The organism is Rhodococcus sp. BE178 (assembly GCF_050433545.1).
In the GTDB taxonomy this organism is placed as follows: Bacteria; Actinomycetota; Actinomycetes; order Mycobacteriales; family Mycobacteriaceae; genus Prescottella.
In genome coordinates, this window is sequence record NZ_JBNPXA010000007.1 from 215,011 (window position 1) to 241,827 (window position 26,817).

Here is a 26,817-nt window from a genome sequence, read left to right on the forward strand (position 1 = left end):
GCCGATCACGAACACACGCTCTACGTCCGACTGGGGTCGAAAGCGGTTGCGCCCGATGACAGAAGACCGAGTTCGGCCGCTCGGGCTCCGATTTGAAATCGGGTGGTGACGCCGAGCCTGACCATGATGTCGGCGACATGTCGACGATAAGTACGCAGCGACACCAACAGCCGGCGCGCCGCTACTTCGTCTTTGAGACCCAGGTTGAGCGCACGCAATACGGCCAGTGACATTTCGTCGAACCCCTCGCGACGCAAGCCCAGATGCGCCGACAACCTAGGCGCCGAGGCCCAAATGAGAGTTGCGAACTGGTGAATCGCCCTGAGCAGATCCGGATCGCTGATCACGAACCCATAGGGGTGCTGTCGACCTCCATCGCCCCAGATTGCCGCAATCTTCCTGTCGACGATGACCATGTTGTGAAAGTCGGCATTGGCCACCTTGATCTGCGCTTCGAGCGTGGTCTGTTGAACCAGCGACCGATGGTCACGTGTTTCGGCATAACCCGGCGAGTACAGCAGCCGAATCTGCTTGCCTGCTTCCAGATGCTCCGAGACGAGCTGATGACTCGCCTGGTAGCTGGGTTTCATTCGTAGGGGGCAGGCCACTGCCAGAACGGCTTCCTCACGGACACGCTGAAGTAGATGCTGCAGGTTGCGTTCCCAACGGTCGTCCGGACAGATGCGAATGAAGTCACCCTTCCTCCGCGTGTCGTGTTCGACGATCGCGCGATCGAGCAATCTGCGCGACTCAGCGAGTAACCAACTGACGTCAACCTGCGTCTCACCCGCTCCGCGATTCTCTGTATGGAAAGAACCAATCATGCCGTCGTGCGTCATTTCCCCACCCCCGGAATTCGCGCGGATCGCCCCAGTTGACAGAGTGCGATCCACCCGAGACGAAGTCAACGCAAGTGATACGCCTCACAGGCGAACCTTCGCGCTGGTAATTCGCTGCCAAGAGATCGGCATCTTCCTGCCCCGCACAAGCCTTCACCAATACCTGCAACCTGTCCTAGTTTTGGTCTCGAAAGCCGCATCACCGGTTTGGCCGTGGTGCATGCGGAGACCAATCAACGGAGGAGCCGAGGGTCCGATGCACATAAGCTTCACCGAAGAGCAGGGGCAGTTGCGTAAGCAACTTCGTGGGTACTTTTCCGAACTCATGACCGCCGAACTGCGGGAGGCCCTGGCCGGACCGGGCGGTGAATACGGTGATGCGAGCGCCTACAAGGAGGTTGTTCGCCGGCTGGGACAGGACGGGTGGCTGACGGTCGGCTGGCCGGAAGAGTTCGGCGGTCGGGACCGCCCGATGCTGGATCAACTGATCTTCACCGATGAGGCTGCCGCGGCCGGGGTCCCCTTCCCATTCCTGACGGTGAACACCGTAGGTCCGACCATCATGCGATTCGGAACCGACGAGCAGAAGGCGTTCTTCCTTCCAAAGATCGCGAAGGGCGAATTGCACTTTTCGATTGGATATTCCGAGCCGGAGGCCGGCACCGACTTGGCATCGTTGCGGACCACGGCCCGTCAGGACGGAGACAGTTACGTCATCAATGGCGAGAAGGCCTGGACCAGCCTGATCGAGTACGCCGACTATGTGTGGCTGGCGGCACGTACCGATCAGGAGGCCACCAAGCATCGCGGGCTGTCGATCTTGATCGTCCCTGCCTCGGCGGAGGGCTTCTCCTGGACGAAGATTCATACTATGGCGGGACCGGGAACGAGCGCGACCTTCTACTCCGACGTGCGGGTGCCCGCGTCCAACGTCGTCGGCGACCTACACGGCGGCTGGCCGTTGATCACCAATCAGCTCAACCACGAGCGAGTGGCGCTGACATCGGCCGCTCCCCTTCAGGAATCGCTGCGCCAGGTATTGGAGTGGGCACGCCACACCAAACGTGCCGACGGCTCGCGGGTGATCGATGCGGAGTGGGCACAACTGCATCTGGCGCGTGTTCACGCACACGTCGAGTACCTCAAGCTTCGCAACTGGCGAATCGCATGGGCAGCCGACTCTGGCGAACTCGGACCCGCGGAGGCCTCGGCGACAAAGATATTCGGTACAGAACTCGCAACCGAGGCATACCGGCTACTCATGGAGGTATTGGGCGACTCCGCGATCGTGCGGACGAACTCCCCTGCGGCGTTGCTGCGTGGCCGGATCGAACGGTTCCACCGCTCGTCGCTCATCCTGACTTTCGGCGGCGGCACGAATGAAGTCCAGCGCGACATCATCGCCAAAGCTGCGCTCGGACTCCCCATCACTCGCTGACCTACTCGAGGAGTGTGATACCCATGGACTTCAGTCTCACCGAAGCGCAGAACGACCTGTCGCGTCTGACTCGTGACCTGCTGACGAGTTCAGCCACCACAAGTGCCGTCGACCGCAACAGTTTCGACCGGCCACTGTGGCAGGCGATGGTGCGGGCCGGGTTGCTCGATGCAGCACTACCCGCTCCAGTCGGTGGTGGATTCGGGCTGCTGGAACAGTGCTCGATACTGATCGAGATCGGCCGGGCGGTCGCTGCGGTTCCATACTTGTCCAGCGTCGCGGTCGCGGCGTCCGCAGTCGCGCAGTTCGGTGACAGCGCCCAAGTCCAGCGGTGGGTAGGCGCGGTCGCGGACGGCAGCATGGTCATCGCGCCGGCGTTGGCCACCGAGGATGACAGGTTCGTCGCCGAGAAGAAGGCTGCCGGCTGGTGTCTGAGAGGATCACGAAGCGTTGTTCCTTCAGGTTCATTCGCCGATGCCTTTCTGGTTGAGGCAACCACCGAAGACGGCTCGATGTTGGTGGTCGTCGATCACGACATCGACGGAGTCAGGGTCAGCGCGCAGCACGTGGTCGACGGCACCGATGCCGCGCTGCTCGAAATGGAGGATGTGACTGTCGACCACACGGCTGTCATCGGTACACCGGGCGACGGCGGCGCACAGTGGGCACACCGACGCGCGACCATCGCCACATGCGCCTACCAGCTCGGTGTCGTCGAACAGGCACTGGAGCTGACGAGCGACTACGCCTGTACCCGAAAGCAGTTCGACAAGCCGATCGGCTCGTTCCAGGCCGTCCGGCAGAGGCTGGCGGATGCCTACATCGATGTCGAGGCGATTCGGATGACACTGTGGCAGGCAGCGTGGCGCGAATCCGAGGAGTTGTCCGCAGACGCCGAAATCGCCGCTGCCAAGTTCTGGGCTGCGGAGGCTGGCCATCGCCTCGCTCACACTGTGGTTCACGTGCACGCGAGCATCGGGATCTTTCTCGACTACCCAGTTCATCGGTACTTCGTCGCGGCCAAGCGGGCGGAGTTCGCACTCGGGGGCGCAACATCGCAGCTGCGCACGCTCGGCAGGATGCTCGCGCAGCCGACGAGTTCGTAGCCCGGGCGACCCCGGCCTGCGTCTTGTCGGACGTCGAACCAGACCGCCGCTGATCCGCTCCCACCCACTACGATCGCGACGTGGACACTCCCCTGCCGCCCTGCCCCAACTGCTCGTGTGAGTACACCTACGAGATGGGCGCCCTCCTGGTCTGCCCGGAGTGCGCACACGAATGGACCCCCTCCGACGGTGGATCGGACGACGTCGCGGACGGGGTTGTCCGGGACTCCGTCGGCAACGTCCTCGCCGACGGTGACACCGTCACGGTGATCAAGAGCCTCAAGGTCAAGGGCAGCCCCACCGGCATCAAGGCCGGCACGAAGGTCCGCAACATACGACTGGTCCAGGGCGTCGGCGACCACGACATCGACTGCAAGGTCGACGGGATCGGCCCCATGCAGCTCAAGTCGAGCGTCGTCAAGAAGGCGTGACCCAGCCCGACTAGCTGAACCCCATCACCTCGTCACCCCACGCGATGCGCATCGCGTGGTCGGGATCCGCCACCAGGCTGTCGTGGCTGTCGATCAGCAGGGTGGATCGGGTCTCCTCGGTGTACGGCGCCCAGTGCTTGGAACCGTCGAGGGCCGCCGGCACCGCGTGGCGCGCGAAGGCCAACCAGCGTCGCTGCACCCGCCCCGCCACCTCGAGCGCCGTCTTGCGGCCGCCGAGCCAGAAGGTCGGGTCCGGGTTGAGTGTCCCGAAATTGCCGAACACGTAGGGCAATTCGGTGGCGTGCCCGGCGCCCACGCGGGCCGCCTTGAGCATCGGAGCGGCGTGATCGAACCGGTAGACCCACGTGGGCGAGTGGCGGCTGTGCGCGTCGGCGACCCACAGCGCGGGCATCCGGAACGCCGCGTCCCGTGAGATTGCCAGGGCGCCCCGCGGTTTCGCGCCGTCCGGGTAGGCGGCGACGATCTCGGCGAGCCGCAGCGCCGACAGCCCCGGATTGTCCTGCGCGAGTCCGGCGAACATCTGCTGGACCGCCTCGGCGCTGACCGGCAGCAGCGGTGAGCGCATGAACTTGAAGATCGACGCCTCGTCCTTGTTGGAGCCGATGATGAGCGGGATCCGGTGCGAGTACCCCTTCTGGAAGGCGGCGACCGGGTAGTGCGGGACGAGGTCGCGGTCCACGACCGGCGCCATCGCCAGCGTGCCCGGCACCTTCGTCGGCACCTCGTCGACGAGGAGGTCGCCCGCCTTCACCAAGCGTTCGAACGGGATGTCGCAGAGCTCGGCGACCCGTTCCGCCGGCAGATCGAGGATCTCGAGGAACCGTGCCGCGACGGAAGCGGCCCGCTCCGCGCCGTACACCGACGTCGACGGCGGGCTCTGCGCGATCGCGCGGTGGAACAGGCCTTCCGCGCGGGGCACCGTCATCAGTGTCGTGATCGAACCGCCACCGGAGGACTCGCCGAACAACGTCACCTCACCGGGGTCACCCCCGAAGGCCTGGATGTTGTCGCGCACCCACTCGAGGGCAGCAATCTGGTCGCGGAGACCCAGGTTCGACTCGAACGTCCGCTCGGGAGTGGTGAACGACGACAGATCCAGGAAGCCGAGAGTGCCCAACCGGTAGTTGAAGGTCACCAGGACGACGTCGCCACGCTCGGCGAGCAGGCGGCCGTCGTAGATGGGCTGGGCCGACGACCCCAGGCAGTACGCGCCGCCGTGGATCCACACCATCACCGGCCGCGGCGTCCCGTCCGGCCGCGGCGCCCACACGTTGACGGTCAGGCAGTCCTCGTCGATCCGCAGGTCCGGGTCGATCGGCACCGACGTGTCGTGGCCCTGCGGCGCCATGGGACCGAACACCCTGCCGTCGCGGATCTCGGTCCACGGCTGCGGCGCACTCGGGCGCCGGAAGCGGCGCTCACCGGTCGGCGGCGCCGCATACGGAATCCCCTTCCACGAGAAAACCGAGCCATCGGCATATCCGCGTATCGGACCGAGCGGCGTCTCCACCACGAGTGTGTCGGGTGCCTGTGTCTCGACGATCTCCACGGCTTCCATCACGCGGCCCTCCTCACCTTCGACCGCCAGCCGACCGAGGCTGACAGCCGACTGCCAACGTACCAATCCGGCGGTGCTAAGGTCGGCTCGTTCACTGACACGGGGTGCTCCGCACGGGCGGGGCTGAGATCACACCCGGGAACCTGCATCAGGTAATGCTGACGAAGGGATGTCACGGCGATGACCACGCCTGTCCACGACAAATCTGTCCACACCAGCGACGACGCCGCACCGGCCGACGCGCGCTTCACCGATCACCTGTGGGATCGCACCGCGGTCCTGCGCGGCGCGATCGACGACATGGAGTTCCTGCGTCGTCTCGGCGACGGCACACTGCCGCTCGACGTGTTCCGCACGTACGTCGAACAGGACGCTCTCTACCTGGCCGAGTACGCGAAGGCACTCGCACTGCTCGCCGCCAAGTCCCCCGATCCGCACACCGCGGCGTTCTGGGCCACATCGGCGTCGACGGCCGCGGTGGTCGAGACCGAACTCCACGAGAGCCTGCTCGCCGGCGGCGTCCTGCCCGCGAGCGACTCCACGCCGGAACACTCGCAGGCCTGCCTCGGGTATGTGTCGTACCTGACGGCCACCGCCGCCACCGAGTCGTATGCCGTGGCCGCCGCCGCGGTGTTGCCGTGCTTCTGGATCTACGGCGAGGTGGGCCGCAAGCTCGCCGCGAGCGCCGCGGAGGTGCTGGCGGCGGACCCGTCGCATCCGTACGCCCAGTGGGTCACCACGTACGACGCCCCCGAGTTCCAGGAGTCCGTCGAGACCGCGCGCCGACTGGTCGACGTCGCGGCAGCGGCAACGACGTCCGCGCAGCGGGAGGCGATGGCGCGCGCGTTCGTGATCGCCACGCGCTACGAGTTCATGTTCTGGGACACCGCCCTGAACCCGCAGCCCTGGCCCGCGTCGTGACGTCGATGTCCCGGCTGCGCAGGGTCCTCGCGACGTCCGCGATCGTCGCGTCGGCACTGAGCGTCCTCACCGGGTGCGGCAGCGACGACTCCGGAGACACCATCCGCTTCGCCCTCGACTGGACACCGAACACCAACCACACCGGGTTGTACGTCGCGTTGCAGGAGGGGTTCTTCGCGGACGCGGGACTCGACGTCCAGGTGCTGCCGTACAACAACACGTCCCCCGACACGCTCGTCGACTCGGGCAACGCCGAATTCGGTTCCAGCTTCCAGGATTCTGCGACGTTCTCGCGTGCCGCGGGCGCGCAGACCGTCTCCGTGCTGGCGCCGTTGCAGCACTGGGCGACGGGCATCGGCGTGAAGGCGGACCGCGCCGATCTCGCCGGCCCGAAGGACCTCGACGGGAAGACCTACGCCGGGTTCGGCGACCCCGGCGAACGCGAGATCCTCCGTCAGGTCATTCGAAACGACGGCGGCACAGGCGATTTCGAGACGGTCGTGCTGGGAACATCGGCGTACGAGGCTGTGTACGGCGGGCAGGCCGACTTCACGGTGTCGTACTTCGCGTGGGAGGGCGTCGAGGCCGCCCGCCGCGGCACCCCGATGCGCTACTTCCACTACACCGACTACGGCTTCCCGGACGCGTACGCGATCGTGGTGAACGGGAACGAGGAGTGGCTGGCCGCGCATCCCGAGCAGGCCCGCAAGTTCGTGCAGGCGCTGCAGCGCGGCTACCAGGTGGCCGCCGACGACCCGGACCGTGGCGCCAAGGCACTGATCGCCGCGAATCCGGGCGTGTTCAGCGACGAGGAGTTGGTGTTCGAGAGCCAGCGGATGTTGGCCGCCGACTACATGAAGGACGCATCGGGCCGCGTCGGCACGCAGACACTCGAGCAGTGGTCGGGGTACTCCCGCTTCCTGTTCGAGCACGGTCTGCTCGCAGGCCCCGACGGCAAGCCACTCACCACCGAGCCGGACTGGTCGACGTACTTCACCGATGAGTACCTCGCAGCGCCGTAAGCGCGGAGCGCTCGATGGGCGCCGTCGCGGAGCGCACACGATGTACGGTGCGGTGCGCCGGTTACTGCCGGCGATCGTCGTGGTGATCGCGCTCGTCGCGGCATGGCAGGCCTATGTCGCGGCGAGCGGGATCCGCCCGCAGGTGCTGCCGTCACCGGCGCGGGTCCTCGAACAGGGCTGGGCGCACCGCGACGACATCGCCGTCCACGCGTGGTCCACGCTGCAGGTGACGCTCGTCGGGTTCGCGGTGTCCCTCGCGGTGGCGTGGGCGCTCGCGATCGTCGTCGACTTCTCGCCGTGGCTGCGCAGGGCTTTCGTTCCCCTGTTCGTGATCTCGCAGACCCTCCCGATCATCGCGATCGCGCCTCTGATGATCATCTGGTTCGGGTTCGGCCTGCTGCCGAAGATCCTGGTGATCGCGCTGGCCACGTTCTTTCCCATGGCGATCGGGTTGATCGAGGGGTTCGCCTCGACCGACCGGGAGGCCGGTGCGCTGCTGCGCAGCATGGGCGCCTCCCGGTGGCAGCAGTTCCGCTACGTGCGGCTACCGTCCGCCCTCCCCCGGTTCTTCACGGCGCTGCGCATCGGCGTCACCTACGCCGTGGTGGGTGCGGTGTTCGCCGAATACGTCGGCGCCACTTCCGGTCTGGGCATCTACATGAGCATCCAGAAGAACTCGTTCCGCACCGACCTGGTGCTCGCCGCGGTCCTGGTGACGGCGGCGATCAGCGTCGCGCTGTACCTGTGCACGTTCGCGATCGAACGTGTCGTGGCGCCGTGGATCGCACAGCCGAGCCGGTCCCAGGAGTCGCGTCGTGGCTGAGCGGCCGATCGTCGAACTGTCGGACGTCACCAAGTCGTTCGGCACACGCCGCGTCCTCGACGGCATCGAGTTCGCGGTCCGTCCCGGCGAATTCGTGTCGGTGATCGGTCCCAGCGGGTGCGGCAAGAGCACCGTGTTCTCGATCGTCGCGGGCCTCGAGCCCCCGGACTCCGGGACCGTGGCAGCGCCGACGTGCGCCCACATGCCGCAGAGGGATCTGCTGTTCCCGTGGCGCTCGGTGATCGACAACACCACCCTGGGCCTCGAGGTCCAGCGGATGCCCCGGAAGCAGGCGCGGGCGCGCGCGGCCGAGCTGTTCCCCGTGTTCGGCCTGGCCGGGTTCGAGGATGCGCGCCCGCACCAACTGTCGGGCGGCATGCGCCAGCGGGCCGCGTTGCTGCGGACCGTGGTCCAGGACCGCGAGGTGCTGCTCCTCGACGAGCCGTTCGGCGCCCTCGACTCCCTCACCCGCACCGAGATGCAGACGTGGCTGCAGGACGTCTGGCAGCGCTATCGCTGGACGGTGCTGATGATCACCCACGACATCCGCGAGGCGGTGTTCCTGTCCGACCGGGTGATCGTGCTCTCGGCCCGGCCCGCGACGGTCCGCCGCGAGGTCGTCGTCGATCTGCCGCGGCCCCGGGAACTGTCGGTGATGACGTCGCCCGAGTTCGCCGCGATCGAGCACGACCTCATCGAGATCCTGCACGAAGAGTCCCGCCGGGCGCTGGCGGAACAGGAGACCGCCGACTGAGCGCAGTACCGGCCGGTCTCCACGTCGCGATCCCGAAAGTTACTACCGCCCAAGCCAACCGGTCGGTTGAGACCCGATAGAGACGAACAACGGATAACGCTCGACGGATCGAGACATCCTCGTTATCCTTCTGTTACGGCGCTACCGGAGAGGCCATTCGGCACCAGCGCCACCACCACGTAGAGATACCGGGCCGGTCGACGCTCGGAGTCTGCTCCGAGCCCTCCGACACCCGACCGAAGGCGCGTTCTTCGCTGCCTCACCGGTACCCGACCTCGTCTCCGGATGGTCATCCGACAGGAAGAGAAGATGACGAAACGAGTCCTGCTGGCCACGCTCGCCGCATTCGCCGCCCTGGTGCCGGCACTGGCCGTCGCCCCTGCCGCATCGGCGGCAACGGGAACGATCTCCAACGGCATCGCCTGGACGGCGAAGCCCGATGCCGGCCCATCGAACCCGCTGCAGAACCAGGAGTACTGCACCCTCGGAGTCGTCGGCACCGACACTCTCGGCAACAAGATCGCGATCTCCGCGGGGCACTGCGTCTCCGCGGTCGCGGGCGGAGCAACCGAATTTCCGGACGGTGCAACGGTTTACCGGTTCCTGTCGACCGGGACCGGAGATCCGATCGGAACCATCGCATACCGCGATCCGAGCATCGACTTCGTCGTGATCAAGCTCAACCCGGACGCGGTCCTGTCCTCGAACGGACCAGAGGTGCGGATCGACAGCATCGGGCCGTCCAATCCGGACGGCGAGCTGTGCAAGGCCGGAGTGCGGACCGGCGTCACCTGTGGACCGATCTACGGACAGGCCGCGTCCCGGATCAACTCGTTCGTCACCGCCAACGGCGGGGACTCCGGCGGCCCCGCGTTCGTCAACGACACGCAGCTGGTGGGGATGACCCGAGGGCCGTTCGAGTTCGTGGACTTCTCCGCGGTGCTCGACGGCATCGCCACGCAGTCCAACCCGGTCGGCAAGGGGTTCGCGGTCACGAACAACTAGCCTTTCGCGAGAACTACTGCGCCCCCCGCTGCCGGTTCACCGGCAGCGGGGGCGCAGTAGTAGCTGGACCGACTACTTACCGGCCATGTCCATCGCCGCGAGGTGGCTGAACAGCATGCTGGTGCCGATCGGGTTGCCGCCGCCGGGGTAGACGGTGCCGCTCGGCGCCGCCATCGTGTTGCCCGCCGCGTACAGGCCCGCGATGGGCTTGCCCGACGTGTCGAGCACCCGCGCCGCGGTGTCGGTGCGCAGGCCGCCTTTGGTGCCGAGGTCGGAGATGCCGAACGCGGCCGCATGGAACGGGCCCTGCTCGATCGTGACGAGTGGCGGCTCACCACCGGAGAACGCGCGATCGTAGGCCTCGTCGCCGCGACCGAAGTCGGGATCGACGCCGGTGCCGACGAACGAGTTGAACCGCTCGACGGTCGCGACCAGGTTCTCGGCCGGGACACCGATCTTCGCCGCCAGCTCCTCGAGAGTGTCGGCGGTGTGCCACAGACCGGCGTCGACGTACTTCTCCGTCTCGACCATCGAGACGTTGGTGGCGTTCACCGGAGGACGCTCGCCGTCCTTGTCGTCGTAGATCATCCAGTACGGCAGCGTGGCCTGACCGGCCTCCATCTGGGCGATGATGTCGCGGCCGATGCGGTCGTATGCCGCCGACTCGTTGACGAACCGCTGGCCGTCCTGGTTGACGAAGATGCCGGCGGTGAACCAGAGCGCGAACGCCGACCGCCCGTCCGGATGCGTCATGCCGGGCGACCACCACGCCTCGCCCATCAGGTCGGTATCCGCGCCGACCGCGATGCCGGCCTGGTGAGCCTTACCGAGGTTGCCCCACGGCCCCATCGTGTCGCGGGCCTCACCGGGAACGCCGTACTTCTGGCGCATCTCGTCGTTGCCCTCGAAGCCACCGGCCGCGAGCAGAACGCCCTTGCGGGCGTGGATCGCGACCCGCTCGCCGTCCCGCTCGACGATGCCGCCGACCACGGCGCCGTCCTCGACCACCAACTCGACGAGCGCGGTGTTCAGGTGCAGCTTCGCGTTCGGGTACTTCTCCATCGCCTTGAGGAAGCGGCCGATCAGGGCGCGGCCACCGATCAGGTACTCGGGCAGGGGCGCACCGAGACGGTCGAAGTCCAGCGGGCCGCGCACCAGCTCGTGCAGGTCACCGACCTCCGAGATCGGCAGCGGGCTCGGCATTGTGTGGCGCTGGCCGTCGAGGCGCGCCTTGGGCGCCTTGCCGAAGTAGTCGGGCCACGGCAGCATCTCGAACTTCAGGATCTCGTCCTGCTCGAGATACGCGATCAGCGGCGCGCCGCCGCGGACATAGGTGTCCTGCAGCTCGCGCGGGGTGCGATCACCGACCACCGCGTGGTAGTACTCGAGCGCATCCTCGATCGTGTCGTCGGTGCCCGCGCGCTCGAGCACCGGGTTGCAGGGGAACCAGACCCCGCCGCCGCCCGAGTACGCCGTGGTCCCACCGAACTTGTCGGTTGCCTCGACCAGGATCACGTCGAGGCCCTCACGGGCCGCGGTGTACGCGCCGGTGACGCCGCCGCCACCCGAGCCGACCACCAGGACATCGCATTCTTCGTTCCAGTTGACCATCGTTCAGCCTTTCCCGGCCGTGCCGGATTCTGTTTCCACTCTGTGTGTCCGGTGCCGTGGATCAGGCGATAATGCGGACCGGATCGGTGCCGTCCCAGGTGCGCGCCTGCTCGATCCCGTACGCGAGCATCTGGCGCATCGCGGGACTCTGGATGTACTCGAAGATGACGCCCGGCTCCCCGGGCGACTGCAGATAGGCCACGCGCGTGCCTGCGCCCTCCGCGACGAACAGCTCCTCCAGCCCCTTCCCCCGGGCCGCCGCGAGGGACGCGTCCAGGTCCTCGGTGATCCACGCGAGGTGGTGCGGACCCGCCAACGGCGAGCCGGACTCGTCGACGTACGGCGACGGGCCGGACGACGTGGGCTGGATCAACTCGATCTGCATGTCGCCCGAGTAACCCATCGCCACGTCCATGGTCACCGCGGTCTCCGCACCCGCGTACCGGCCGTGCAGGGTCACGCCGCGAAACACGGTCCACGGACCGACGCCGACGGACCCCACCCAGTGCGCGATGCTCGCGTCGAGGTCCCCGACCACGTACCCGACCTGGACGGCGGGTTCGGCCACCACGTGACTCATTCGGACCTCCAACGACATTCGGACGGGGTGTGATCCTAGCCACGCAGAGGGGAGGTGGATCAAGCATTCGTCCCACTGAGAGGACGTTCGCGAGTTCCGGATGCAGCGGTCAGCGGCCGGAGCCGCCGCACCCCCAGCCGAGTCCGGCAAGGTCCTGGCCACGGGCGACGACGTCGTCGAGCATCTTCTCGGTGAGTTTGCCGGTGAAGGTGTTCTGCTGACTCGGGTGGTAACAGCCGATCACGTTGAGCGGCTTGCCGTCCGCCTTGTGGACGACGGCGACCTCACCGTGCCCGAACTTCGGCTTCGGCGTCGGTACCGTGCCACCCGCTCGCCGAACTGCGTTCAGTGTGGCGTCCCAGCCGAAACCGCCGAGCGCGATGACAGCGCGCACCCACGGCAGCAGTTGCGCGAGCTCGGCGTCGAGCCAGCCCGCGCAGCAGTCGCGCTCGTCGACACTGGGCTTGTTGTCGGGCGGTGCGCAGCGCACCGCCGAGATCATCCGCGCGCCGAACAGCTTCTGCCCGTCGCCCGCGTACTCGACCTCGCCCTTGCTCGCGATCCCGGCTCGGTGCAGGGCCCGGAACAACCAATCCCCCGCCTGATCGCCGGTGAACATCCGCCCGGTCCGATTGCCGCCGTTGGCGGCCGGTGCCAGTCCCATGATCAGCAGCTTGGGGAAGTCGTCACCGAAACCGACCAGTGGGCGCCCCCAGTAGGGCTGGTCCGCGAACGAGCGGCGCTTGACCTCGGCGGCCTGCTCGCGCCAGTCGACCAGCCGAGGGCACGCCCGGCACACACTGATTCGGGCGCCCAACTCCGCGAGATTCTTTGCGGCGGCGGCCTCGGCGACGACGTCGGCGCACGAGTGCGCGATCGGGGTGTCCGGGGTCGCCCGATCGCCCGGCCAGCCGCTGCCCGCAGCAACGGGGGAGGTGAACAGTTCGCCGGTGCCGGGGTGCGGCAGGAACTGCGCGGTCATCGCAGCACGCAGGTAGACATGGGTCAATTCAACCCGATGCACCCGGGTGCGCCCAGTCCGGTTCCGCACGCGGTCCACCGACCTGCACAATCGACGATATGACCGAACCCGAGCCAGATCCCGCCCTCGTCGGCGCCGCCCGCGCCGCCCGTCGTGTCGTGGTGTTCAGCGGCGCCGGAATGTCGGCCGAGAGCGGCGTGCCGACCTTCCGGGACGCACAGACCGGGTTGTGGGAACGATTCGAGCCGGCCGAACTGGCCACCCCGAGGCGTGGCACCGCGACAGCGGCCTGGTGTGGGCGTGGTACCAGTGGCGGACCGGACTCGCGCGGCGTGTGCAACCGCACGCCGGTCACCGCGCGATCGCCCAGTGGGCCGGGCGCACCGGGATGACGGTGATCACCCAGAACGTCGATGACCTCCACGAGCGGGCGGGCAGTCCGGTCGCCGCGCACCTGCACGGCAGCCTGTTCTCACCACGATGCAGCGACTGTGGCTCGTCGTTCCCCGGCGACGGCGGCGTCGAGGCCGAACCCACCGGTCCGCTCGCGCCGCCGACATGCGAAAACTGCGGCGGGGCGGTGCGCCCCGGCGTCGTGTGGTTCGGCGAGGCACTGCCCGAGGACGCGTGGCAACGCGCGGTCGACGCGGTCGAGGACTGCGACCTCATGGTCGTCGTGGGCACGTCCGCGGTGGTGTATCCGGCCGCGGAACTGCCGCTGCGGGCCGCACGATCCGGCGCGACGGTCGTCGAGATCAATCCCGAGGCAACCGGATTGAGCGACCACGTGCACTACTCGTGGCGCACGACCGCGGCCGTGGGCCTGCCGGCGTTGGTCGCGGCCGCCGGTGACGCCGGAGGCCGCCGCTGACGAGCTCAGTGCCCCCGGTAGATCGACTCGATCTGCTCGGCGAAACGCTCGGACACCACCTGCCGCTTGATCTTCAGCGTGGCGGTCAGTTCCCCGGACTCCTCGCTGAGGTCGTGCGGCAGGATCTCGAACCTCTTGATCGCCTCCGCGTGGGAGACCGTCGAATTCGCGTCGTCGATGACGGCCTGGAGCGCGGCGCGGAGATCGGTGTCCGTGGCGAGATCGGCGACCGTCGCCGATGCCGGCTTTCCGTTCGCCGACTTCCAGTTCCCGAAGGGCTCGGGGTCGAGGGTCAACAACACACCGATGAACGGTCGACCGTCACCCACGACAACAGCCTGTGAGACAAGCACGTTCGAACGCAGGCGATCCTCGAGTGGGCCCGGCGAGACGTTCTTTCCTCCGGCGGTAACCAGCAGGTCCTTCTTCCGCCCGGTGAGCGTCAGGTACCCGTCGTCGTCCAGTTCGCCGAGGTCCCCGGTGCGGAGCCAGCCGTCGTGGAAGGTGTCCGCCGTGGCGGAGTCGTTGCGCCAGTACCCGGCGAACACGACGCCGCCGCCGAGTTCGATCTCGCCGTCCGGCGCGATCCGCACCGAGTTTCCGCTCATCGGGCGGCCCACCGTGCCGATCTTCTGCTCGTCGGGCACGTTGACACAGTGCGCGGCAGTGGACTCCGTGAGCCCGTAGCCCTCGTAGATCGGCACGCCGACGCCGCGGAAGAAGTGGCCCAGCCGCGGCATGAGCGCCCCGCCGCCCGAGATCGCCCACCAGCACTGGTCGCCCAGCGCGGCACGAAGTTTGGCGTACACCAGCCGATCGGCGATCGCGTGTCGCAGCTTCAGGAGCCGGGACGGGCCACCCGTGTCGAGGGATTCGCTGTAGGCGATCGCGGTGGCCTCCGCGAAGGCGAACACCGCCCGCGGAATCCGGCCCCCGGTCTCGGCGGCATGGGCGGCGCTGTCGCGCACCTTCTCGAAAACCCGTGGAACACCGAGGATCACGTGTGGCCGGAAGCGCTGGAACTGGCCCGCGACCGTGCCGAAGTTCGACCAGTGTGCCTGGGTGCCGCCGGCCTCGAACATCGCGAGGGACACCGCGCGCGCGAGCACGTGAGCCAACGGAAGGAAGGTCAGCATCCGGTTGCCGGGCTTGGCCACGTCACCGACGGACGCAACCAGGATCCCGCGCACCTCGGACAGGAAGTTCCGGTGCGTGAGAATGCACCCCTTCGGCCGCCCCGTGGTCCCCGACGTGTAGACCAACGACGCAAGGTCGTCCGCTCGAATCCCGGCCAGCCGGTCGCCGACGACGGCGTCGTCGATTCGCACGCCCTCGGCGACGAGCTTCTCCACGGCCCGGTCCTCGACCTGCAGCACACGACCCGGGCCGGACATGACACCGTCGAATCCGGCCGCGTGGGTGGCGGTCTCGACGATCGCGAGGACGGCCCCGGAATCCTCGACGATCCACCGGATCTGTTCCGGCGACGACGAGTCGTAGATCGGCACCGAGACAGCGCCTGCCGCCCAGATCGCGAAGTCGAACAGCGTCCACTCGAACCGCGTCGCGGACAGCAGCGCCACCCGGTCGCCGGGTCCGACCCCCGCCGCCACCAGACCCTTCGCCACCCCGGTGACCAGATCCGCGAATTCGAGTGCGGTGACGTCCACCCACCGGTCCTCGACCGGACGGGAGAACAGCACGCGATCGGGACTGCGTCTCGCGTGCTCGAACACCGTGCGGACGATGGACTCGTCGTCGGCGATGGTGAAGCGGGCAGGGGCGCCGTACTCACGCATGTGCGTCATCTCCAGCTGTTGCAGGGACACCGGGGACCCCGGGAATCACAGGTATCGCGGAAGCTTCGGGAACTTCGGGAACTTCGGGAACTTCCAAGCCCGCGAGCGGCCCGTCACGGAACCGCCGCAGGATCAGGGCAAACTGGGCGATCTCGGCCGGCGACCAGCCGTCCACGCGCGCGCGGACGTCGTCGAAGCGGCGGCGGTCGGCGGCCGCGAGCACCGCGACGCCCTGGGCAGTCAGGTACAGGGGGCGACCGGAGCGGACGGGGGCCGAATCGGCCCGAACCCATCCGCCGTCGGTACACCCCCGGAGCTGCCGCGAAACGGTCGACCGGTTGACACCGAACGCATCGGAGATGTCGGTGGCGCGACATCCCGGGTTCCGCGCGACGAACGAGAGGACCGAGTGCTGAGCGAACGACGGACCGCCCTGCGCGTCCCGGCCGCCGGCCACCAGCTCTCGGGCCAACTGGACCAGTTCGGCGTGCACCGCCGCCACCTGATCGACCTCGCCGTCATGTTGCACAGTGCAACTCTACGCCGCCCGTCTCGCCATGCATTGGTCGCGTACCGGAAGTAACGTTCAAGCCGCAGATGCGACTAACCAGGAGACGGCGCCGCATCGGCGCCTGCCCGACCGAGACCCGAGGAGACGATTTGTCCGTTCAGACCGACTCGATCGCCGTCCGTGCCGTTGGATCGCACCGGACCGCCGACGCGGCCTCGCTCGACCGCCTCGAGCAGGAGATTGTCGACCTGGATGCGCAGATACTGGCCGCCGTGCGTCGCCGCGCAGATCTCGCTCGCGCCCTCACTCCCGTCGAGCGACCGCTCACCGACGCCGAGTCCCGGTTCGACGAGCTGGGCTCGGACGGCCCCGTTCTCGGACGCACACTGACCCGGCTGAGCGCCGCCGGATCGCGGTAACACCGCCTCCACGCCCACACACCGAACCGCCTCCGGCCCGTGACTTCGGTCACGTAGCGGAGGCGGTTCGGTCGTCTCGGGCCGGCCGTGCCGGGCTGTCAGCGCCAGCCGTGCAGGGCGTGCGCGGTGACGGCATGCACCGCACGCTCCTCGACCACGTCCAACGACTCGCCGACGTGCGCATGCAGCGCGGCGAGTGCACCGTCCAATTCGCCGTCGAGGACCTGCTCGACGATCGCCAGGTGCTCGGTGATCGTCGATTCCACCCGCTCGGGCGTTTGGTAGTCGTGCATGCGCACGAGCCGGATCTGGCTGTTGACCGCTGCCAGCGCCCGGGTCAGCGCCGGATTCCCCGCCGCGGTCGACAGATCGAGGTGGAACTGCTGGTCCAGCTGGACGATGTCGCGGGACGGTGCCGGCGGGTCTGCCTTCAGGTCCCGCCACTGCGCGCGTGTCGCCTCGAGCAGCGGCACGTCGAACTCCAGATCGGCGTTCTCGAGGTGCCGGGCGATCCCCCGCAGTTCCAGGGTGATCCGCAGCTCGTACAGATCACGGATGCTGCCGAGATCGGGGAACGTCGGGTAGTAGCCGTCCTCGCGGCGGGTGACGATACCGTCCGAATGCAACCGGACCAGCGCCTCCCGCAACGGTGTGCGGGACACCCCGAGCGACTCGCACAGGCGTCCCTCCACCAGCCGAGCATGCGCGGGAACTTGCCCGCTCATGATCTGCTCCCGCAACTCCACGTACACCTTCTCGCGCAGGCTCGTGCCCGACGGTCCGTCGGCAGTGGTCATCTCGTTACTCCCTTCGACGGGTCAGTGAATCGGCTCGTGCAGGGGCATGGAATTCTCCTGGGGGTCGAGACGTCGAAAAGTATTGCGCCGAGTCGGTATACGGCGCCGTATCCGCTCCCCCACACTGTTTCGCGACGCGTTTACGCCCGGTGGTCGCCCCTGTGATCGCCGTGTTAACGAAAACGCCCCGCCGCGGCACCCGTAACACGTCCGTCACGTCGGCACCGTCACTCTGCGGAGCCCCGGCACATCGTCACGCGGGAACGCCACCGAGAAACGCACGCCAGCCACCGAATTCGGTGATGTCCACCCCGGCCGCGGCCGCTGCGGGCGTGCAGGTGAAGCCGACCGCGACGGTCCCGCCGGCGAGGGTCATCGACGTCAGCGCCATCGGGGCGGGCAGGGCCGCGAGGAAGGCACCGAGCCCGGCCGCCGAGATCCGGTACAGCTCACCCGGAAGCGAGCGGCCCGAGCCGTCGGGCACGTGCACCAGGCCCGGCTTGGGCGGAACCGAATCCAGCCGCACCATCAGATAGTCCGCGGTGGTCGCGACAGGTCGTTCGAACCGCGCCCCCAGCGCCTCCAGTTGGTGATGCAGCGGCTGACCACGCAGGTGCGCCCCGAAGACCGCGAGCCCGATCCCCTCCTCCGGCGCAAGATCCGCCGTCTCGACGCCCTGGATGCGGGCCGCCACGTCCAGCGCCACCTGATCCCCGAACGCCGGAGCCACGGTCATCACCCCGAACGATTCACCGGGTTCGCCCGGGGTGGGCACGGCGACGGACGCCAGGTCGAGCAGGTTGCAGAAGTTCGTGAACGTGCCCAGACGCCTGTTGATCTCCACCGGCTCCGCGAGCACGTCCGCGATCAGGGGGTGCTCGGTAGCGGTGGGCAGCAGCAGGACGTCGAGGTCCGCGAACAGCCGCTCGGCATGATGCTTCGCGGCCGCGAGAGTGCCCATGTCGCGCACGAACTCGTGGGCCGGCTTCGATTCCGATGCCCGAACGATCGAGGCGACCGTCGGGTCCAGCGCGGCATCGGGATGGGAGACGACGAACCGGCCCACCGCATCGAAGCGCTCCGCGACCAGGGCGCCGTCGTACAGCAGTGTCGCGGCGTCGAGCAGCGGTGCGATGTCGACCCGCACGACCTCCATGTCGGCTTCCGCGGCGCGCTCGACGGCCGCCGCGAAGCTGCGCCGGTAGCTGTCGGAGAGCGTCTCCAACTGCCCGTCGACCGGCACCCCGACGCGCGCCCGCGTCGGGGCGGACAGTGGCACGTCCGACGGCCGGACGCGGCTGCGCGGGTCGTCGGCGTCCGGCCCGATCATGATCGACATCGCGCGTCCCGCGAGGCCCACGGTGGGCGCCAGCACGGTGACGCAGTCGAAGTCCGCGCAGGCCGGCACGACACCGCGGGTCGGGACGAGTCCGAGGGTCGGCTTGATCCCCACGACACCGTTGAAGGCCGCCGGCACCCGGCCGGAACCGGCCGTGTCCGTGCCCAGCGCGAAGTCGACGAGCCCCAGTCCCACCGCCGCTCCCGACCCCGAACTCGACCCGCCCGACACGCGGTCCGGGTGGGTCGCCGACCGCACGACACCGTAGGGGCTGCGGGTTCCGACGAGTCCCGTCGCGAACTGGTCCAGGTTGGTCTTGCCGAGGACCACCGCCCCGGCTGCCTGCAGCCGCGTCACGGCGGGCGACGACACCTGCGGAACGTAGGCGAACTCGGGGCAGGCCGCCGTGGTCGGCAGGCCGACGACGTCGATGTTGTCCTTGACGGCGAACACCGTCCCCGCCAACGGCAGTTCCTCACCCGCCGCGAGCCTGCGCTCCACGGCGACCGCGTCGGCCACGGCGTCGGACTCCGAGCGCAGCGTGATCCAGACCTCCTGCCGACCGCACTCGTGGATGCGCGCGAAGGCCTCGCGCACGCGGCCGGTGGGGGTGCTGCTGTCGGTGCTGATGGAGGGGTGCGTCATCGTCGGCCGCCTTCTCGCGTGGACCGCGAGCGACGGTCCAACCGTGTATACGTCGATGAATACGCTAGGCAAGCTGCTGTTACATCCGCACTACCCGACGTGACGATCACGTATCGCCGGCGTTCGGTGACGCCACGGCCCGCGGCGAGCCGACCGGCACGCGAGGTCCACGCGTGAAATATTCGCAGTGAACCTGCCGCCGATCCGCTCGAGGAGATACCAGCCATGAATCGACAGCCGACCCTCGTCCGCGGCCTCGGGGTCCTGGGTATCGCGGCGGTCCTGGCCACCGCCGGGTGCAGCAAGGACGAGGACGGTACGGCGGAGGCGCTGCCGGGCACCACCTCTGCCACGTCGGCGACGACGACCGCAGCGGCGGCCGCCGCGACCGCGACCACGACCGTCAAGGCGGCTGGTTCGACGTTCACACCCACCGCGCACCCCGAGGGTTGTGCCGTGAGCGAGTTGCAGCTGACCCTCGGCCAGGCGCAGGGCGCGGCCGGCTCCACCGAACTGCCGCTGATCTTCACGAACGTCGGCGGTCGCGACTGCGTCCTCGACGGCTTCCCCGGCGTCTCGTACGTCCAGGGCGGCGCCGACGGCGCCCAGGTCGGTTCCGCGGCAACACGTTCCGGAGAATCGTCCGGCGCCGTGACGCTCACGCCGAACGCGACGGCGACCGCAGCGGTGCGCGCGGTCAACGTGGAGAACTACCCGGCCGACACCTGCTCACCCACCGACGTTGCCGGACTTCGGGTCTACCCGCCGAACGACACCGGCTCGATCTTCGTGCCGTACGCGACCAAGGGCTGCGCCGGCACCGGCGAGGGACTGAACCAACTGTCGGTTCAGGCCGTCACCGGCTGATCCGGCCGTCGGTCGAGACCGAGGGCCCGCTGGAGCGTCGGCCACGACTTGGGCAGCTGGTCGCGCCAGTAGTCCCAGGCGTGGACGCCCGTGCCCTCGTAGTCGACGGTCACCGGGATCTTCAACTGGTCCAGTCGCGTCTCGAGAATCCGGGTGCACACGTTGGAGGCACCCTCGATGACGCCACCCAGGAGCAGACGGCGGACGTCGCCGGAGCCTTCCTCGTGGGCCCCGGGCAGGCCCGTCGCCACCGACAGGTAGATCTGCTTGCCCCGCAGCTTCTCCGCGTTGCGCACCGTGTCGTGCGACAGCCATTCCGGACCTGACGGGTCGGTCCACATGTTGGCCGGATCGCCGCTCCGTGACGTGACGGTCGTCTGGACCACGAGACGGCCGAGGGGATCACTCGTGGAGTAGCACCCGCTGAAGGCCGCGGCACCGCTGTAGAGGTCCGGGTACCGGTGGGCCAGCATCATCGCCGACTGTGCGCCCATCGAGTTGCCGGCAATCGCCTTGACGCCGTCGGTGTTCAGCTTCGCGTCGATCAGTGGCGGCAGCTCCTCGGCGATGAAGGACTCCCACTTGTTCAGTCCGAGCTCGGGATCGACCTGGTCCCAGTCGGTGTACAGGCTGCCTTGACCGCCGTTGAGCAGCACGACGTTGACGTTCTCGTCCTCGAAGAACGCGGGCGCGTCGCCGAGGCTCTTGTTCATCCACCCGCTGGTGTTGTTGCGCGCACCCGCGCCGTCGAGCATGTAGAGGGTGGGGCGCAGCACCGACCGGTCCTTCGGCAGCAGCACGTCGACCGTGACCTCATGGCGTAGCGCGGGCGAGGCGACGGTGTACTGAACGGCCTGCCCCGACTGCGGCTTCTCACCAGTGATCGCGGCGGTGGTGATGTCGTCCCGTGTCGGCGGGACCGGCCCCGGATCCTCCTTGAACGACTCCGGTATCGACGATCCTGAGCCCACACTCCCGGCGCCTGTACTACCGGCCCCGATACTGCCCGGGCTGCTGGTCGCCGGCGCCGCGGTCGCGGTTCCGGTGGCGATCACGATGGAAACCGCAACGGCACCGAGACCGACGACGCGCCGACCCCACCGTCGCCGGAACCGATCGTGGCTCTCACCGTGTCGATCCAGATCGAATCGCATCGCACAACCTCCAGGACGTGTGTGTATCGCCGGGGAGGCTAGTGCGCGAACGGACAAAACCGAACATTCGTTTCGATCGCGAACCTTCCGGACCGGTCACCTGTTCCAGTCCGCGACGGCGGACGCGATACCGTATCAGTACCGCACAGGTCCGGCCGACACTCCCGGCCCAGGTGGTACGACGTGAAGCAGGGGGTCCCGTGTCCGAGTCCGCAGACAGGTTCGCCACCGGTGATTTCGACCGAGAAGTCACCGGGGCGTGGGCTGCGTTCCGTTCGTCACTCGCCGATCGGATCGCTGCGATCTCGTCCGACGACCAGGTGATCCTCGAGACGGTCTGCGACACCGACGAGGCCGACGGCCGTGTGCCGTTCCTGCAGTTCAACGCGGTCGACGGACCCGACGGCCCGGCCGTCCGGTGCGAACTTCCCGCCGATGTCCACCTGCCGCCGCGGCGCCGATTGACCGCTGCCGACGAATCCCGACTGCTGGCTCAGGGATGGACGCATCCCGCGTCCACCGACGCGCCCGACGGGGATCCCGAACTCGACATGGGCGACGTACCCGCGCTCGTCGTCGAGAAGGCGGCGCGCTGGGCCGATCAGCTGGCCTCGATGGCGGTGTCGGTCCTGCGGGACACCTGGGACGTGCCACACCCCGCATTCCTTGCCCTGCACCATCTCGGGGGCGATCCCGAACCGGCAGCGGATCCGGCCGTCACCCCCGTCCGGACACCGCTCGACCGGCACGTGTCGATCCGCCCCCGCGACACCGCGCACCTGCGCGAGGTGATCGCGCACACCCTGACCGACATCTACGGGCAGGCGCCGGAACTGGACGCGGACGGTGACGTGGTCCTGCGCTTCGGCTCCGCACTCGCACTCGTCATCGCGAACGAGAGCACACCCGAGGTGCAGCTGTGGGCGCCCCTGGTCCGCGACATCAGTGGCCGCACACGAGCATCCGAGCTCATCACCGACCTCAATCGGCGCTGGCCGTATCTCCGCTTCGCCCTCTTCGAGGATCGGCTGCGCGTCATGATCGACATGCTCGCCGACCCGTTCGTCCCGCAGCACCTCGCCGACATGGTCGAGCACCTGTCGGACTTCCTCGGAGGCGTCGACGAAGAGTTCGCGGCGCATTTCGGCGGCGTGCTGCACTTCCCGCCCGCCGAACCGGCCACGGCACCCGAGACATCGGGCACCGACACGGTTCCCGAGGCATTCGTGCCGGAACCAGAGCCGGGGAGCCCGCCCGAACAGATGGAACTGTTCGACGACCCGGTCCAGCCGTCGCTGTTCGACGACCCCGACGAACTGCGGTAACAGCGGCGCACCGCAGGAGCTGGGATCAGCAGGGGCTCGGCTCTCCGATCTTCACGACGGACAGCACGGCCTCCGCCTCGCCGACGGGCGCTCCCACGGAGGGCTGCTGACCGACGACGATCCAGTTCGCGTCGAGTACCTGCTTGCGGCCCTTGCCGGACGCGTCGGCGCTGCGGGAGAAGAACACACCGTTCGCCTGAATGAGATCCTGCGCGTCCTGCAGGTTCATGCACATCACGTCCGGCATGAGCACCCGTGTCGGCGCTGGGGCCGGAGGCGCCACGGGAGTGGACAGTGTGACCTCCGGCGACACGACCGCGGCGGGTGGCGCGGAAATACGGGGTGCCGGAGCGACGACCGACGTCGTCGTAGTGGCGGCCATGGTCGTGGCCGTGGTCGACGTTGCAGACGCGGAACTCGTTTCCCCCGAACCACATCCAGCAAGTACACCGATCACCACTGCGCCTACGCCGACGGCAGTCGACCGCACGAGAACACTCTTCGAAGAAATGACAGCCACTTGAGACTCCCCCAGTAACCGGCCCCCTGCCGGACATCGTATGAACCGCGAGAGCGTACATCACCGGCCGCACCGAAACCACCCAACACCGACCGATCGGTCACCTAGAGGCTGCGGTGTCTGTAAGAATCACCCGACCGCCCCGGCGGGAAACACCCACCAGACGAGGAGACCTTTCCATGAAGACCCGGTACACGTTCGCCGTGATCGGCTGTGCCGCAATCACACTCTGCGCACCCGCGGCGGCGCAGGCAACAACGATCCACGACTTCCTTCCCGCCCCGGTCGCCTCCGTGGTGCCGCAGTTCATCGCCGACGCCGTGCAGCCGTTGTTGCCCCCGGCCCCCGGTACGCCGATGCGCCCCAGCACCATCCACGACTTTCTGCCGCTGGAGATCGCCAATATGATCCCCACAGGATCCGCCGATGCGCTCCGCCCTGTCCTGCCGCCGGTTCCAGGTCATGTCGTCGGCGCTCCCCTGCCGGCACCGGCACCACCCGCCCCGGCTCCTGCTCCTTCCCCTGCTCCCGCGCCCGCGCCCGCGCCCGCGCCCCAGGCCAGTCCGCGCGTGGCTCCGGCACCCGCGCCGGCTCCCGCGCCGCGAGCCGGCTACAAGAACTGCACCGAGGCACGCAATGCCGGTGTCACTCCGATCTACCGCGGCCAGGCCGGATATGCGCCACACCTGGATCGCGACAACGACGGAATCGCCTGCGAATAGTCCGCATCCGTCCCGCGCGCGAATCGGCCTCCCGCGCGCACAATTGCGCGGGCGGCAGACGAACTTGCGCGCGGGACGGAACCCGGACCGTCAGGCACCACTCTCGGTCGGGGTGATCACGATGTTGATCGGACACTCCTCCGGGTAGTCGCCGCGGAACAGTTCGATCCCGCACTCGATCCGATCGAAGCCGAGGACGTGGGTTCACATGCGGCTGAGCGGGAATCGGCCGGACACGACAGTTCCCGCCGCCTGCTGATAGGCCTGCACATTCGACCCGTCGCACCGGATCAGCCGGATGTTCTCGAGCGTGACGGACGATCTCGAGCGCGTCGAGCAGCGGACCGGTGGCGTGCGGCGAGGTGTCGAGCACGAAGTCAACTCTGCGGACGCCGGTCGTCTGCCGGGCGACCTCCCGTAGATCCTCGGTCTCGACGTCCACGACCACGTCGGCACCGAATTCCGTTGCGAGGCCCAGCTTGTGCCGGTCCCGTGACAGACCGGTAGCGAGGATGTCGTGACGATCGCGACGCGGCCGTCGAGGGGCGGTGTGCTCATCGAGGTTCCCTCGGCAGCCCGAGGATCTGCTCGGCGATGACGTTGAGCTGGATCTCGAGCGTGCCGCCGCCGATGAGCAGCGACGGCGTCGACAGGTACGCCTTGGCCGCCCGTCCTCCACCCGCCACACCGGGACCCAGGCTGCCGACGGCGGCCTCGGGCCCGAACCACTCGAACACCTGCGCGGCGGCGTCGGTGATGTGCCGCGCGGACGCCGCCTTGAGTGCGCTGGCCTCGACCCCCGGATTCAGGCCCGACAGCCGCTTGAGGATGCTCCGGTGCGCGAGGGCATCGAGAGCGCCTGTCCCGGAGGTGATCCGGCCGAGCGCGGGCAGTGCCGCGGACCGGGCAGCAGGGTCGAGAGCACGGACAACCTCGACCGGATCGAAGCGGTGGCCACCGGCGACCGGGGTGGTGCCCATCGCTACCCGCTCGTTCGCGAGCGTCGTGCGGGCCGCCTTCCAGCCCTCCCCCGGCGTGCCGACGAGGTCGGCGTCGGGCACGAACACTCCGTCGAGCGTGACCTCGTTGAACATGCTGTCGCCATTGGCCTCGCGCAACGGCCGCACCTCCACGCCCGGCGCCGACATGTCGACGAGGAAGAAGCTGATGCCCCGATGCTTGGGCACGTCGCGATCGGTGCGGGCCAGGCAGATTCCCCAGTGCGCCTCGTGCGCCTTGGAGTTCCACACCTTCCGACCGTCGATCCGCCAGCCGCCGTCCACCTTGGTGGCGAACGTCGTGAGCGACGCCAGGTCGGAGCCGGCACCGGGCTCGGAGAACAACTGGCACCACACGATCTCGCCGCGCAGGGTCGGCGCGACGAGCCGCTCCATCTGGTCTTCGGTTCCGTACTGCAGGATCGACGGTAGCGCCCACTCACCGATGACAGTGGTGGGCTGGGCCATCCCCGCGCGGTCGAACTCCTCGGCGATGACGAGCTGTCCGGCGGTGTCCGCACCCAGCCCGTACGGAGCGGGATAGTGCGGCGCCACCAGACCACGGTCGGCCAGCAACACCCGTGCCGACAGCGGATCCAGCGCGGCCGCCGCCGCGATCGTCGCGGCCACCCCGGCCCGGAATTCCGGACGATCCTCGATGCCGAGAGCCGCACGACGCTCCGTCGTGAGCGCCAGTTCGCCGGCGCGCCGGGCCCACTCGTCCTGTGCACCACCGAGTGCCAGCAGGCTCGCTGCCCGCCTCCAGTACAGGTGAATGTCGTGTTCCCACGTGTTGCCGATGCCGCCGAGCAGCGTCAGGCTGTCCAGGACCATGTCGACGGCCTCGCGCCGACACACCGTCGCGGTTCGCGCCGCCGCGAGTGCCAGCTGTTGCGGGTCGCCGCCGTCCGCGGCCATCGCCGCATCCCACACCGAACTGGTCATCACCTCGAGTCGGATGAACAGTTGGGCGCACTTGTGTTTGATCGCCTGGAACGAGCCGATCGGTCGTCCGAACTGCTCGCGGATCTTCGCGTACGCCAGGCTCGTCTCCTGTGCCCATCGGGCGATGCCGACGGCCTCGGCGCACTGCAGGACGGCTGCGAGCGACTCCACCTCCTCGGGTAACGCGCCGAGGATGTGGTCGGCGGGAATCCTGGCCTCCGACAGATGGATCCGTCCGATGTCGCGGGTGAGATCGACGCCCTCTGCGGGGGTTCGGTCGATCCCGGCGGCGTCGGCGGGGAGCACGAACCACACCGGCGTCTCACCGCACTGGCCCGCCAGCACCAGGATGTCTGCACCGACGGCGCCCAGGATCGGAACCGTGGTCCCGGAAGCGATCACTTCGTCGCCGTCCCCCTCGAGCGTCACGGTTCCGGGTTCGAGAGCGCACGCACCGATCGCGCCCGCTGCGAAGCGCGGCAGCAATGCCTTGCGCGCCGCGTCGGTGCCGTGCGCCTGGATCACGGCGCTCGCGGTGACCGTCGGCAGCAGCGGGCCCGGAATCAGCCCGTGCCCCGATTGTTCGAGGGCAACGGTCAGTTCGAGGAGACCGGCGCCGGCACCGCCGAATTCCTCGGCGATGTGCAGGGACGGAATACCCATCCCCACCAACTGGCCCCAGTGGGCGGGTCGCTCCCCTCTCCCGAGTTCCGCGATCTGCAGACGAGTCTGCTCGACGGGCGTGGTCCGCGCGGCGAACCGTGCGAGGGAGTCGGCAAGCGCGTCGTGGTCGGCTCCGATACCGATCGGCATG

At 68.4% G+C, this 26,817-nt stretch carries 24 protein-coding genes, 1 pseudogene and 1 riboswitch; of the genes and pseudogenes, 13 read left to right on the top strand and 12 right to left on the bottom strand.

All coding sequences use genetic code 11. The annotated features are described in order from the left end of the window. Positions 1-20: 20 nt before the first annotated feature. Positions 21-839 (bottom strand): hypothetical protein, encoded by an 819-nt coding sequence (locus tag J2X34_RS15130; protein ID WP_429518122.1) that lies wholly within the window; start codon positions 837-839, stop codon positions 21-23. A 256-nt stretch (positions 840-1,095) separates the two neighbouring features. Here J2X34_RS15130 and J2X34_RS15135 point away from each other — a divergent pair, with 256 nt between their 5' ends. The 3 genes from J2X34_RS15135 (at position 1,096) to J2X34_RS15145 (ending at position 3,814) form a co-directional block, all read left to right on the top strand. Further along, positions 1,096-2,277 carry an acyl-CoA dehydrogenase family protein gene (locus J2X34_RS15135; RefSeq protein ID WP_429518124.1) on the top strand — a complete coding sequence of 394 codons (1,182 nt, stop codon included), beginning with the start codon at positions 1,096-1,098 and terminating at the stop codon, positions 2,275-2,277. A gap of 23 nt (positions 2,278-2,300) precedes the next feature. Beyond that, positions 2,301-3,383, top strand: a complete 1,083-nt coding sequence (locus J2X34_RS15140; RefSeq protein WP_429518126.1) for an acyl-CoA dehydrogenase family protein — start codon at positions 2,301-2,303, stop codon at positions 3,381-3,383. An 80-nt stretch (positions 3,384-3,463) separates the two neighbouring features. Continuing rightward, complete coding sequence (locus J2X34_RS15145) at positions 3,464-3,814, top strand: zinc ribbon domain-containing protein YjdM (RefSeq protein WP_114724289.1); 351 nt, start codon at positions 3,464-3,466, stop codon at positions 3,812-3,814. A gap of 10 nt (positions 3,815-3,824) precedes the next feature. Here J2X34_RS15145 and J2X34_RS15150 read toward each other — a convergent pair whose 3' ends face one another. Then, positions 3,825-5,393 (bottom strand): carboxylesterase/lipase family protein, encoded by a 1,569-nt coding sequence (locus tag J2X34_RS15150; protein WP_114724288.1) that lies wholly within the window; start codon positions 5,391-5,393, stop codon positions 3,825-3,827. A 90-nt stretch (positions 5,394-5,483) separates the two neighbouring features. Then, a riboswitch (TPP riboswitch) is annotated at positions 5,484-5,580 on the top strand. Here J2X34_RS15150 and J2X34_RS15155 point away from each other — a divergent pair. From J2X34_RS15155 to J2X34_RS15175, 5 genes are all read left to right on the top strand, one after another. Further along, positions 5,574-6,314 (top strand): TenA family protein, encoded by a 741-nt coding sequence (locus tag J2X34_RS15155; protein ID WP_114724318.1) that lies wholly within the window; start codon positions 5,574-5,576, stop codon positions 6,312-6,314. Its footprint overlaps the riboswitch before it by 7 nt. After that, on the top strand, positions 6,311-7,336 hold the full coding sequence (locus J2X34_RS15160; RefSeq protein ID WP_429518129.1) for an ABC transporter substrate-binding protein: 1,026 nt from the start codon (positions 6,311-6,313) through the stop codon (positions 7,334-7,336). The genes J2X34_RS15155 and J2X34_RS15160 overlap by 4 nt, the downstream gene beginning before the upstream one ends. A gap of 40 nt (positions 7,337-7,376) precedes the next feature. Beyond that, positions 7,377-8,159 (top strand): ABC transporter permease, encoded by a 783-nt coding sequence (locus tag J2X34_RS15165; RefSeq protein WP_429518184.1) that lies wholly within the window; start codon positions 7,377-7,379, stop codon positions 8,157-8,159. Then, on the top strand, positions 8,152-8,913 hold the full coding sequence (locus J2X34_RS15170; protein WP_114724285.1) for an ABC transporter ATP-binding protein: 762 nt from the start codon (positions 8,152-8,154) through the stop codon (positions 8,911-8,913). The genes J2X34_RS15165 and J2X34_RS15170 overlap by 8 nt, the downstream gene beginning before the upstream one ends. A gap of 309 nt (positions 8,914-9,222) precedes the next feature. Then, entirely contained in the window at positions 9,223-9,918 is a 696-nt protein-coding gene (locus tag J2X34_RS15175; RefSeq protein ID WP_429518131.1) for a hypothetical protein, read from the top strand. Positions 9,919-9,990: 72 nt separating this feature from the next. On the opposite strand, the gene J2X34_RS15180 is transcribed toward J2X34_RS15175, so the two are convergent. From J2X34_RS15180 to J2X34_RS15190, 3 genes are all read right to left on the bottom strand, one after another. Then, a complete protein-coding gene (locus J2X34_RS15180; protein ID WP_429518133.1) occupies positions 9,991-11,529 on the bottom strand; it encodes an FAD-binding protein in 1,539 nt (512 codons plus the stop codon). A 61-nt stretch (positions 11,530-11,590) separates the two neighbouring features. Continuing rightward, positions 11,591-12,109, bottom strand: a complete 519-nt coding sequence (locus J2X34_RS15185) for a VOC family protein (RefSeq protein ID WP_254622867.1) — start codon at positions 12,107-12,109, stop codon at positions 11,591-11,593. Between the two features lie 109 nt (positions 12,110-12,218). Further along, positions 12,219-13,091: a uracil-DNA glycosylase gene (locus J2X34_RS15190; RefSeq protein WP_114724316.1), complete on the bottom strand. Its 873-nt coding sequence runs from the start codon at positions 13,089-13,091 to the stop codon at positions 12,219-12,221. A 98-nt stretch (positions 13,092-13,189) separates the two neighbouring features. On the opposite strand from J2X34_RS15190, the pseudogene J2X34_RS15195 reads away from it, so the two are divergent. Next, positions 13,190-13,962: pseudogene (locus J2X34_RS15195) on the top strand (SIR2 family NAD-dependent protein deacylase). Between the two features lie 5 nt (positions 13,963-13,967). Here the strand turns inward: J2X34_RS15195 and J2X34_RS15200 are convergent. Together J2X34_RS15200 and J2X34_RS15205 are read right to left on the bottom strand one after the other, a co-directional pair. Further along, complete coding sequence (locus J2X34_RS15200; protein WP_429518186.1) at positions 13,968-15,761, bottom strand: AMP-dependent synthetase/ligase; 1,794 nt, start codon at positions 15,759-15,761, stop codon at positions 13,968-13,970. Continuing rightward, a complete protein-coding gene (locus J2X34_RS15205; protein WP_429518136.1) occupies positions 15,754-16,290 on the bottom strand; it encodes a MarR family winged helix-turn-helix transcriptional regulator in 537 nt (178 codons plus the stop codon). The genes J2X34_RS15200 and J2X34_RS15205 overlap by 8 nt, the downstream gene beginning before the upstream one ends. Positions 16,291-16,421: 131 nt before the next feature. Here J2X34_RS15205 and J2X34_RS15210 point away from each other — a divergent pair, with 131 nt between their 5' ends. Further along, on the top strand, positions 16,422-16,691 hold the full coding sequence (locus J2X34_RS15210) for a chorismate mutase (RefSeq protein WP_114724280.1): 270 nt from the start codon (positions 16,422-16,424) through the stop codon (positions 16,689-16,691). Between the two features lie 98 nt (positions 16,692-16,789). On the opposite strand, the gene J2X34_RS15215 is transcribed toward J2X34_RS15210, so the two are convergent. Beyond that, positions 16,790-17,488, bottom strand: a complete 699-nt coding sequence (locus tag J2X34_RS15215; protein ID WP_114724279.1) for a GntR family transcriptional regulator — start codon at positions 17,486-17,488, stop codon at positions 16,790-16,792. 253 nt (positions 17,489-17,741) lie between these two features. After that, a complete protein-coding gene (gene atzF, locus J2X34_RS15220; protein WP_429518138.1) occupies positions 17,742-19,472 on the bottom strand; it encodes an allophanate hydrolase in 1,731 nt (576 codons plus the stop codon). Positions 19,473-19,697: 225 nt separating this feature from the next. On the opposite strand from atzF, the gene J2X34_RS15225 reads away from it, so the two are divergent. Continuing rightward, positions 19,698-20,339 (top strand): DUF4232 domain-containing protein, encoded by a 642-nt coding sequence (locus J2X34_RS15225; protein ID WP_114724277.1) that lies wholly within the window; start codon positions 19,698-19,700, stop codon positions 20,337-20,339. Here the strand turns inward: J2X34_RS15225 and J2X34_RS15230 are convergent. Further along, positions 20,321-21,493: an alpha/beta hydrolase gene (locus J2X34_RS15230; protein WP_114724276.1), complete on the bottom strand. Its 1,173-nt coding sequence runs from the start codon at positions 21,491-21,493 to the stop codon at positions 20,321-20,323. The genes J2X34_RS15225 and J2X34_RS15230 overlap by 19 nt on opposite strands. A gap of 200 nt (positions 21,494-21,693) precedes the next feature. Here J2X34_RS15230 and J2X34_RS15235 point away from each other — a divergent pair, with 200 nt between their 5' ends. After that, positions 21,694-22,818 (top strand): T3SS (YopN, CesT) and YbjN peptide-binding chaperone 1, encoded by a 1,125-nt coding sequence (locus J2X34_RS15235; protein WP_429518141.1) that lies wholly within the window; start codon positions 21,694-21,696, stop codon positions 22,816-22,818. A 25-nt stretch (positions 22,819-22,843) separates the two neighbouring features. On the opposite strand, the gene J2X34_RS15240 is transcribed toward J2X34_RS15235, so the two are convergent. After that, positions 22,844-23,200 (bottom strand): hypothetical protein, encoded by a 357-nt coding sequence (locus tag J2X34_RS15240; protein ID WP_429518143.1) that lies wholly within the window; start codon positions 23,198-23,200, stop codon positions 22,844-22,846. A gap of 494 nt (positions 23,201-23,694) precedes the next feature. On the opposite strand from J2X34_RS15240, the gene J2X34_RS15245 reads away from it, so the two are divergent. Continuing rightward, positions 23,695-24,060 (top strand): excalibur calcium-binding domain-containing protein, encoded by a 366-nt coding sequence (locus J2X34_RS15245; RefSeq protein WP_429518188.1) that lies wholly within the window; start codon positions 23,695-23,697, stop codon positions 24,058-24,060. 554 nt (positions 24,061-24,614) lie between these two features. Here the strand turns inward: J2X34_RS15245 and J2X34_RS15250 are convergent. Then, positions 24,615-26,816: an acyl-CoA dehydrogenase gene (locus J2X34_RS15250; RefSeq protein ID WP_429518145.1), complete on the bottom strand. Its 2,202-nt coding sequence runs from the start codon at positions 26,814-26,816 to the stop codon at positions 24,615-24,617. Position 26,817: the final 1 nt, after the last annotated feature.

Excerpts from the sequence above, each read along its gene's own strand:
- J2X34_RS15130 (WP_429518122.1), bottom strand. The coding sequence starts at position 839 with ATGACGCACGACGGCATGATTGGTTCTTTCCATACAGAGAATCGCGGA.
- J2X34_RS15135 (WP_429518124.1), top strand. The coding sequence starts at position 1,096 with ATGCACATAAGCTTCACCGAAGAGCAGGGGCAGTTGCGTAAGCAACTT.
- J2X34_RS15140 (WP_429518126.1), top strand. The coding sequence starts at position 2,301 with ATGGACTTCAGTCTCACCGAAGCGCAGAACGACCTGTCGCGTCTGACT.
- J2X34_RS15150 (WP_114724288.1), bottom strand. The coding sequence starts at position 5,393 with ATGGAAGCCGTGGAGATCGTCGAGACACAGGCACCCGACACACTCGTG.
- J2X34_RS15155 (WP_114724318.1), top strand. The coding sequence starts at position 5,574 with ATGACCACGCCTGTCCACGACAAATCTGTCCACACCAGCGACGACGCC.
- J2X34_RS15165 (WP_429518184.1), top strand. The coding sequence starts at position 7,377 with ATGTACGGTGCGGTGCGCCGGTTACTGCCGGCGATCGTCGTGGTGATC.
- J2X34_RS15175 (WP_429518131.1), top strand. The coding sequence starts at position 9,223 with ATGACGAAACGAGTCCTGCTGGCCACGCTCGCCGCATTCGCCGCCCTG.
- J2X34_RS15180 (WP_429518133.1), bottom strand. The coding sequence starts at position 11,529 with ATGGTCAACTGGAACGAAGAATGCGATGTCCTGGTGGTCGGCTCGGGT.
- J2X34_RS15185 (WP_254622867.1), bottom strand. The coding sequence starts at position 12,109 with ATGAGTCACGTGGTGGCCGAACCCGCCGTCCAGGTCGGGTACGTGGTC.
- J2X34_RS15190 (WP_114724316.1), bottom strand. The coding sequence starts at position 13,091 with ATGACCGCGCAGTTCCTGCCGCACCCCGGCACCGGCGAACTGTTCACC.
- J2X34_RS15200 (WP_429518186.1), bottom strand. The coding sequence starts at position 15,761 with ATGCGTGAGTACGGCGCCCCTGCCCGCTTCACCATCGCCGACGACGAG.
- J2X34_RS15215 (WP_114724279.1), bottom strand. The coding sequence starts at position 17,488 with ATGACCACTGCCGACGGACCGTCGGGCACGAGCCTGCGCGAGAAGGTG.
- atzF (WP_429518138.1), bottom strand. The coding sequence starts at position 19,472 with ATGACGCACCCCTCCATCAGCACCGACAGCAGCACCCCCACCGGCCGC.
- J2X34_RS15225 (WP_114724277.1), top strand. The coding sequence starts at position 19,698 with ATGAATCGACAGCCGACCCTCGTCCGCGGCCTCGGGGTCCTGGGTATC.
- J2X34_RS15230 (WP_114724276.1), bottom strand. The coding sequence starts at position 21,493 with ATGCGATTCGATCTGGATCGACACGGTGAGAGCCACGATCGGTTCCGG.
- J2X34_RS15240 (WP_429518143.1), bottom strand. The coding sequence starts at position 23,200 with ATGGCCGCCACTACGACGACGTCGGTCGTCGCTCCGGCACCCCGTATT.
- J2X34_RS15245 (WP_429518188.1), top strand. The coding sequence starts at position 23,695 with ATGCGCCCCAGCACCATCCACGACTTTCTGCCGCTGGAGATCGCCAAT.
- J2X34_RS15250 (WP_429518145.1), bottom strand. The coding sequence starts at position 26,816 with ATGCCGATCGGTATCGGAGCCGACCACGACGCGCTTGCCGACTCCCTC.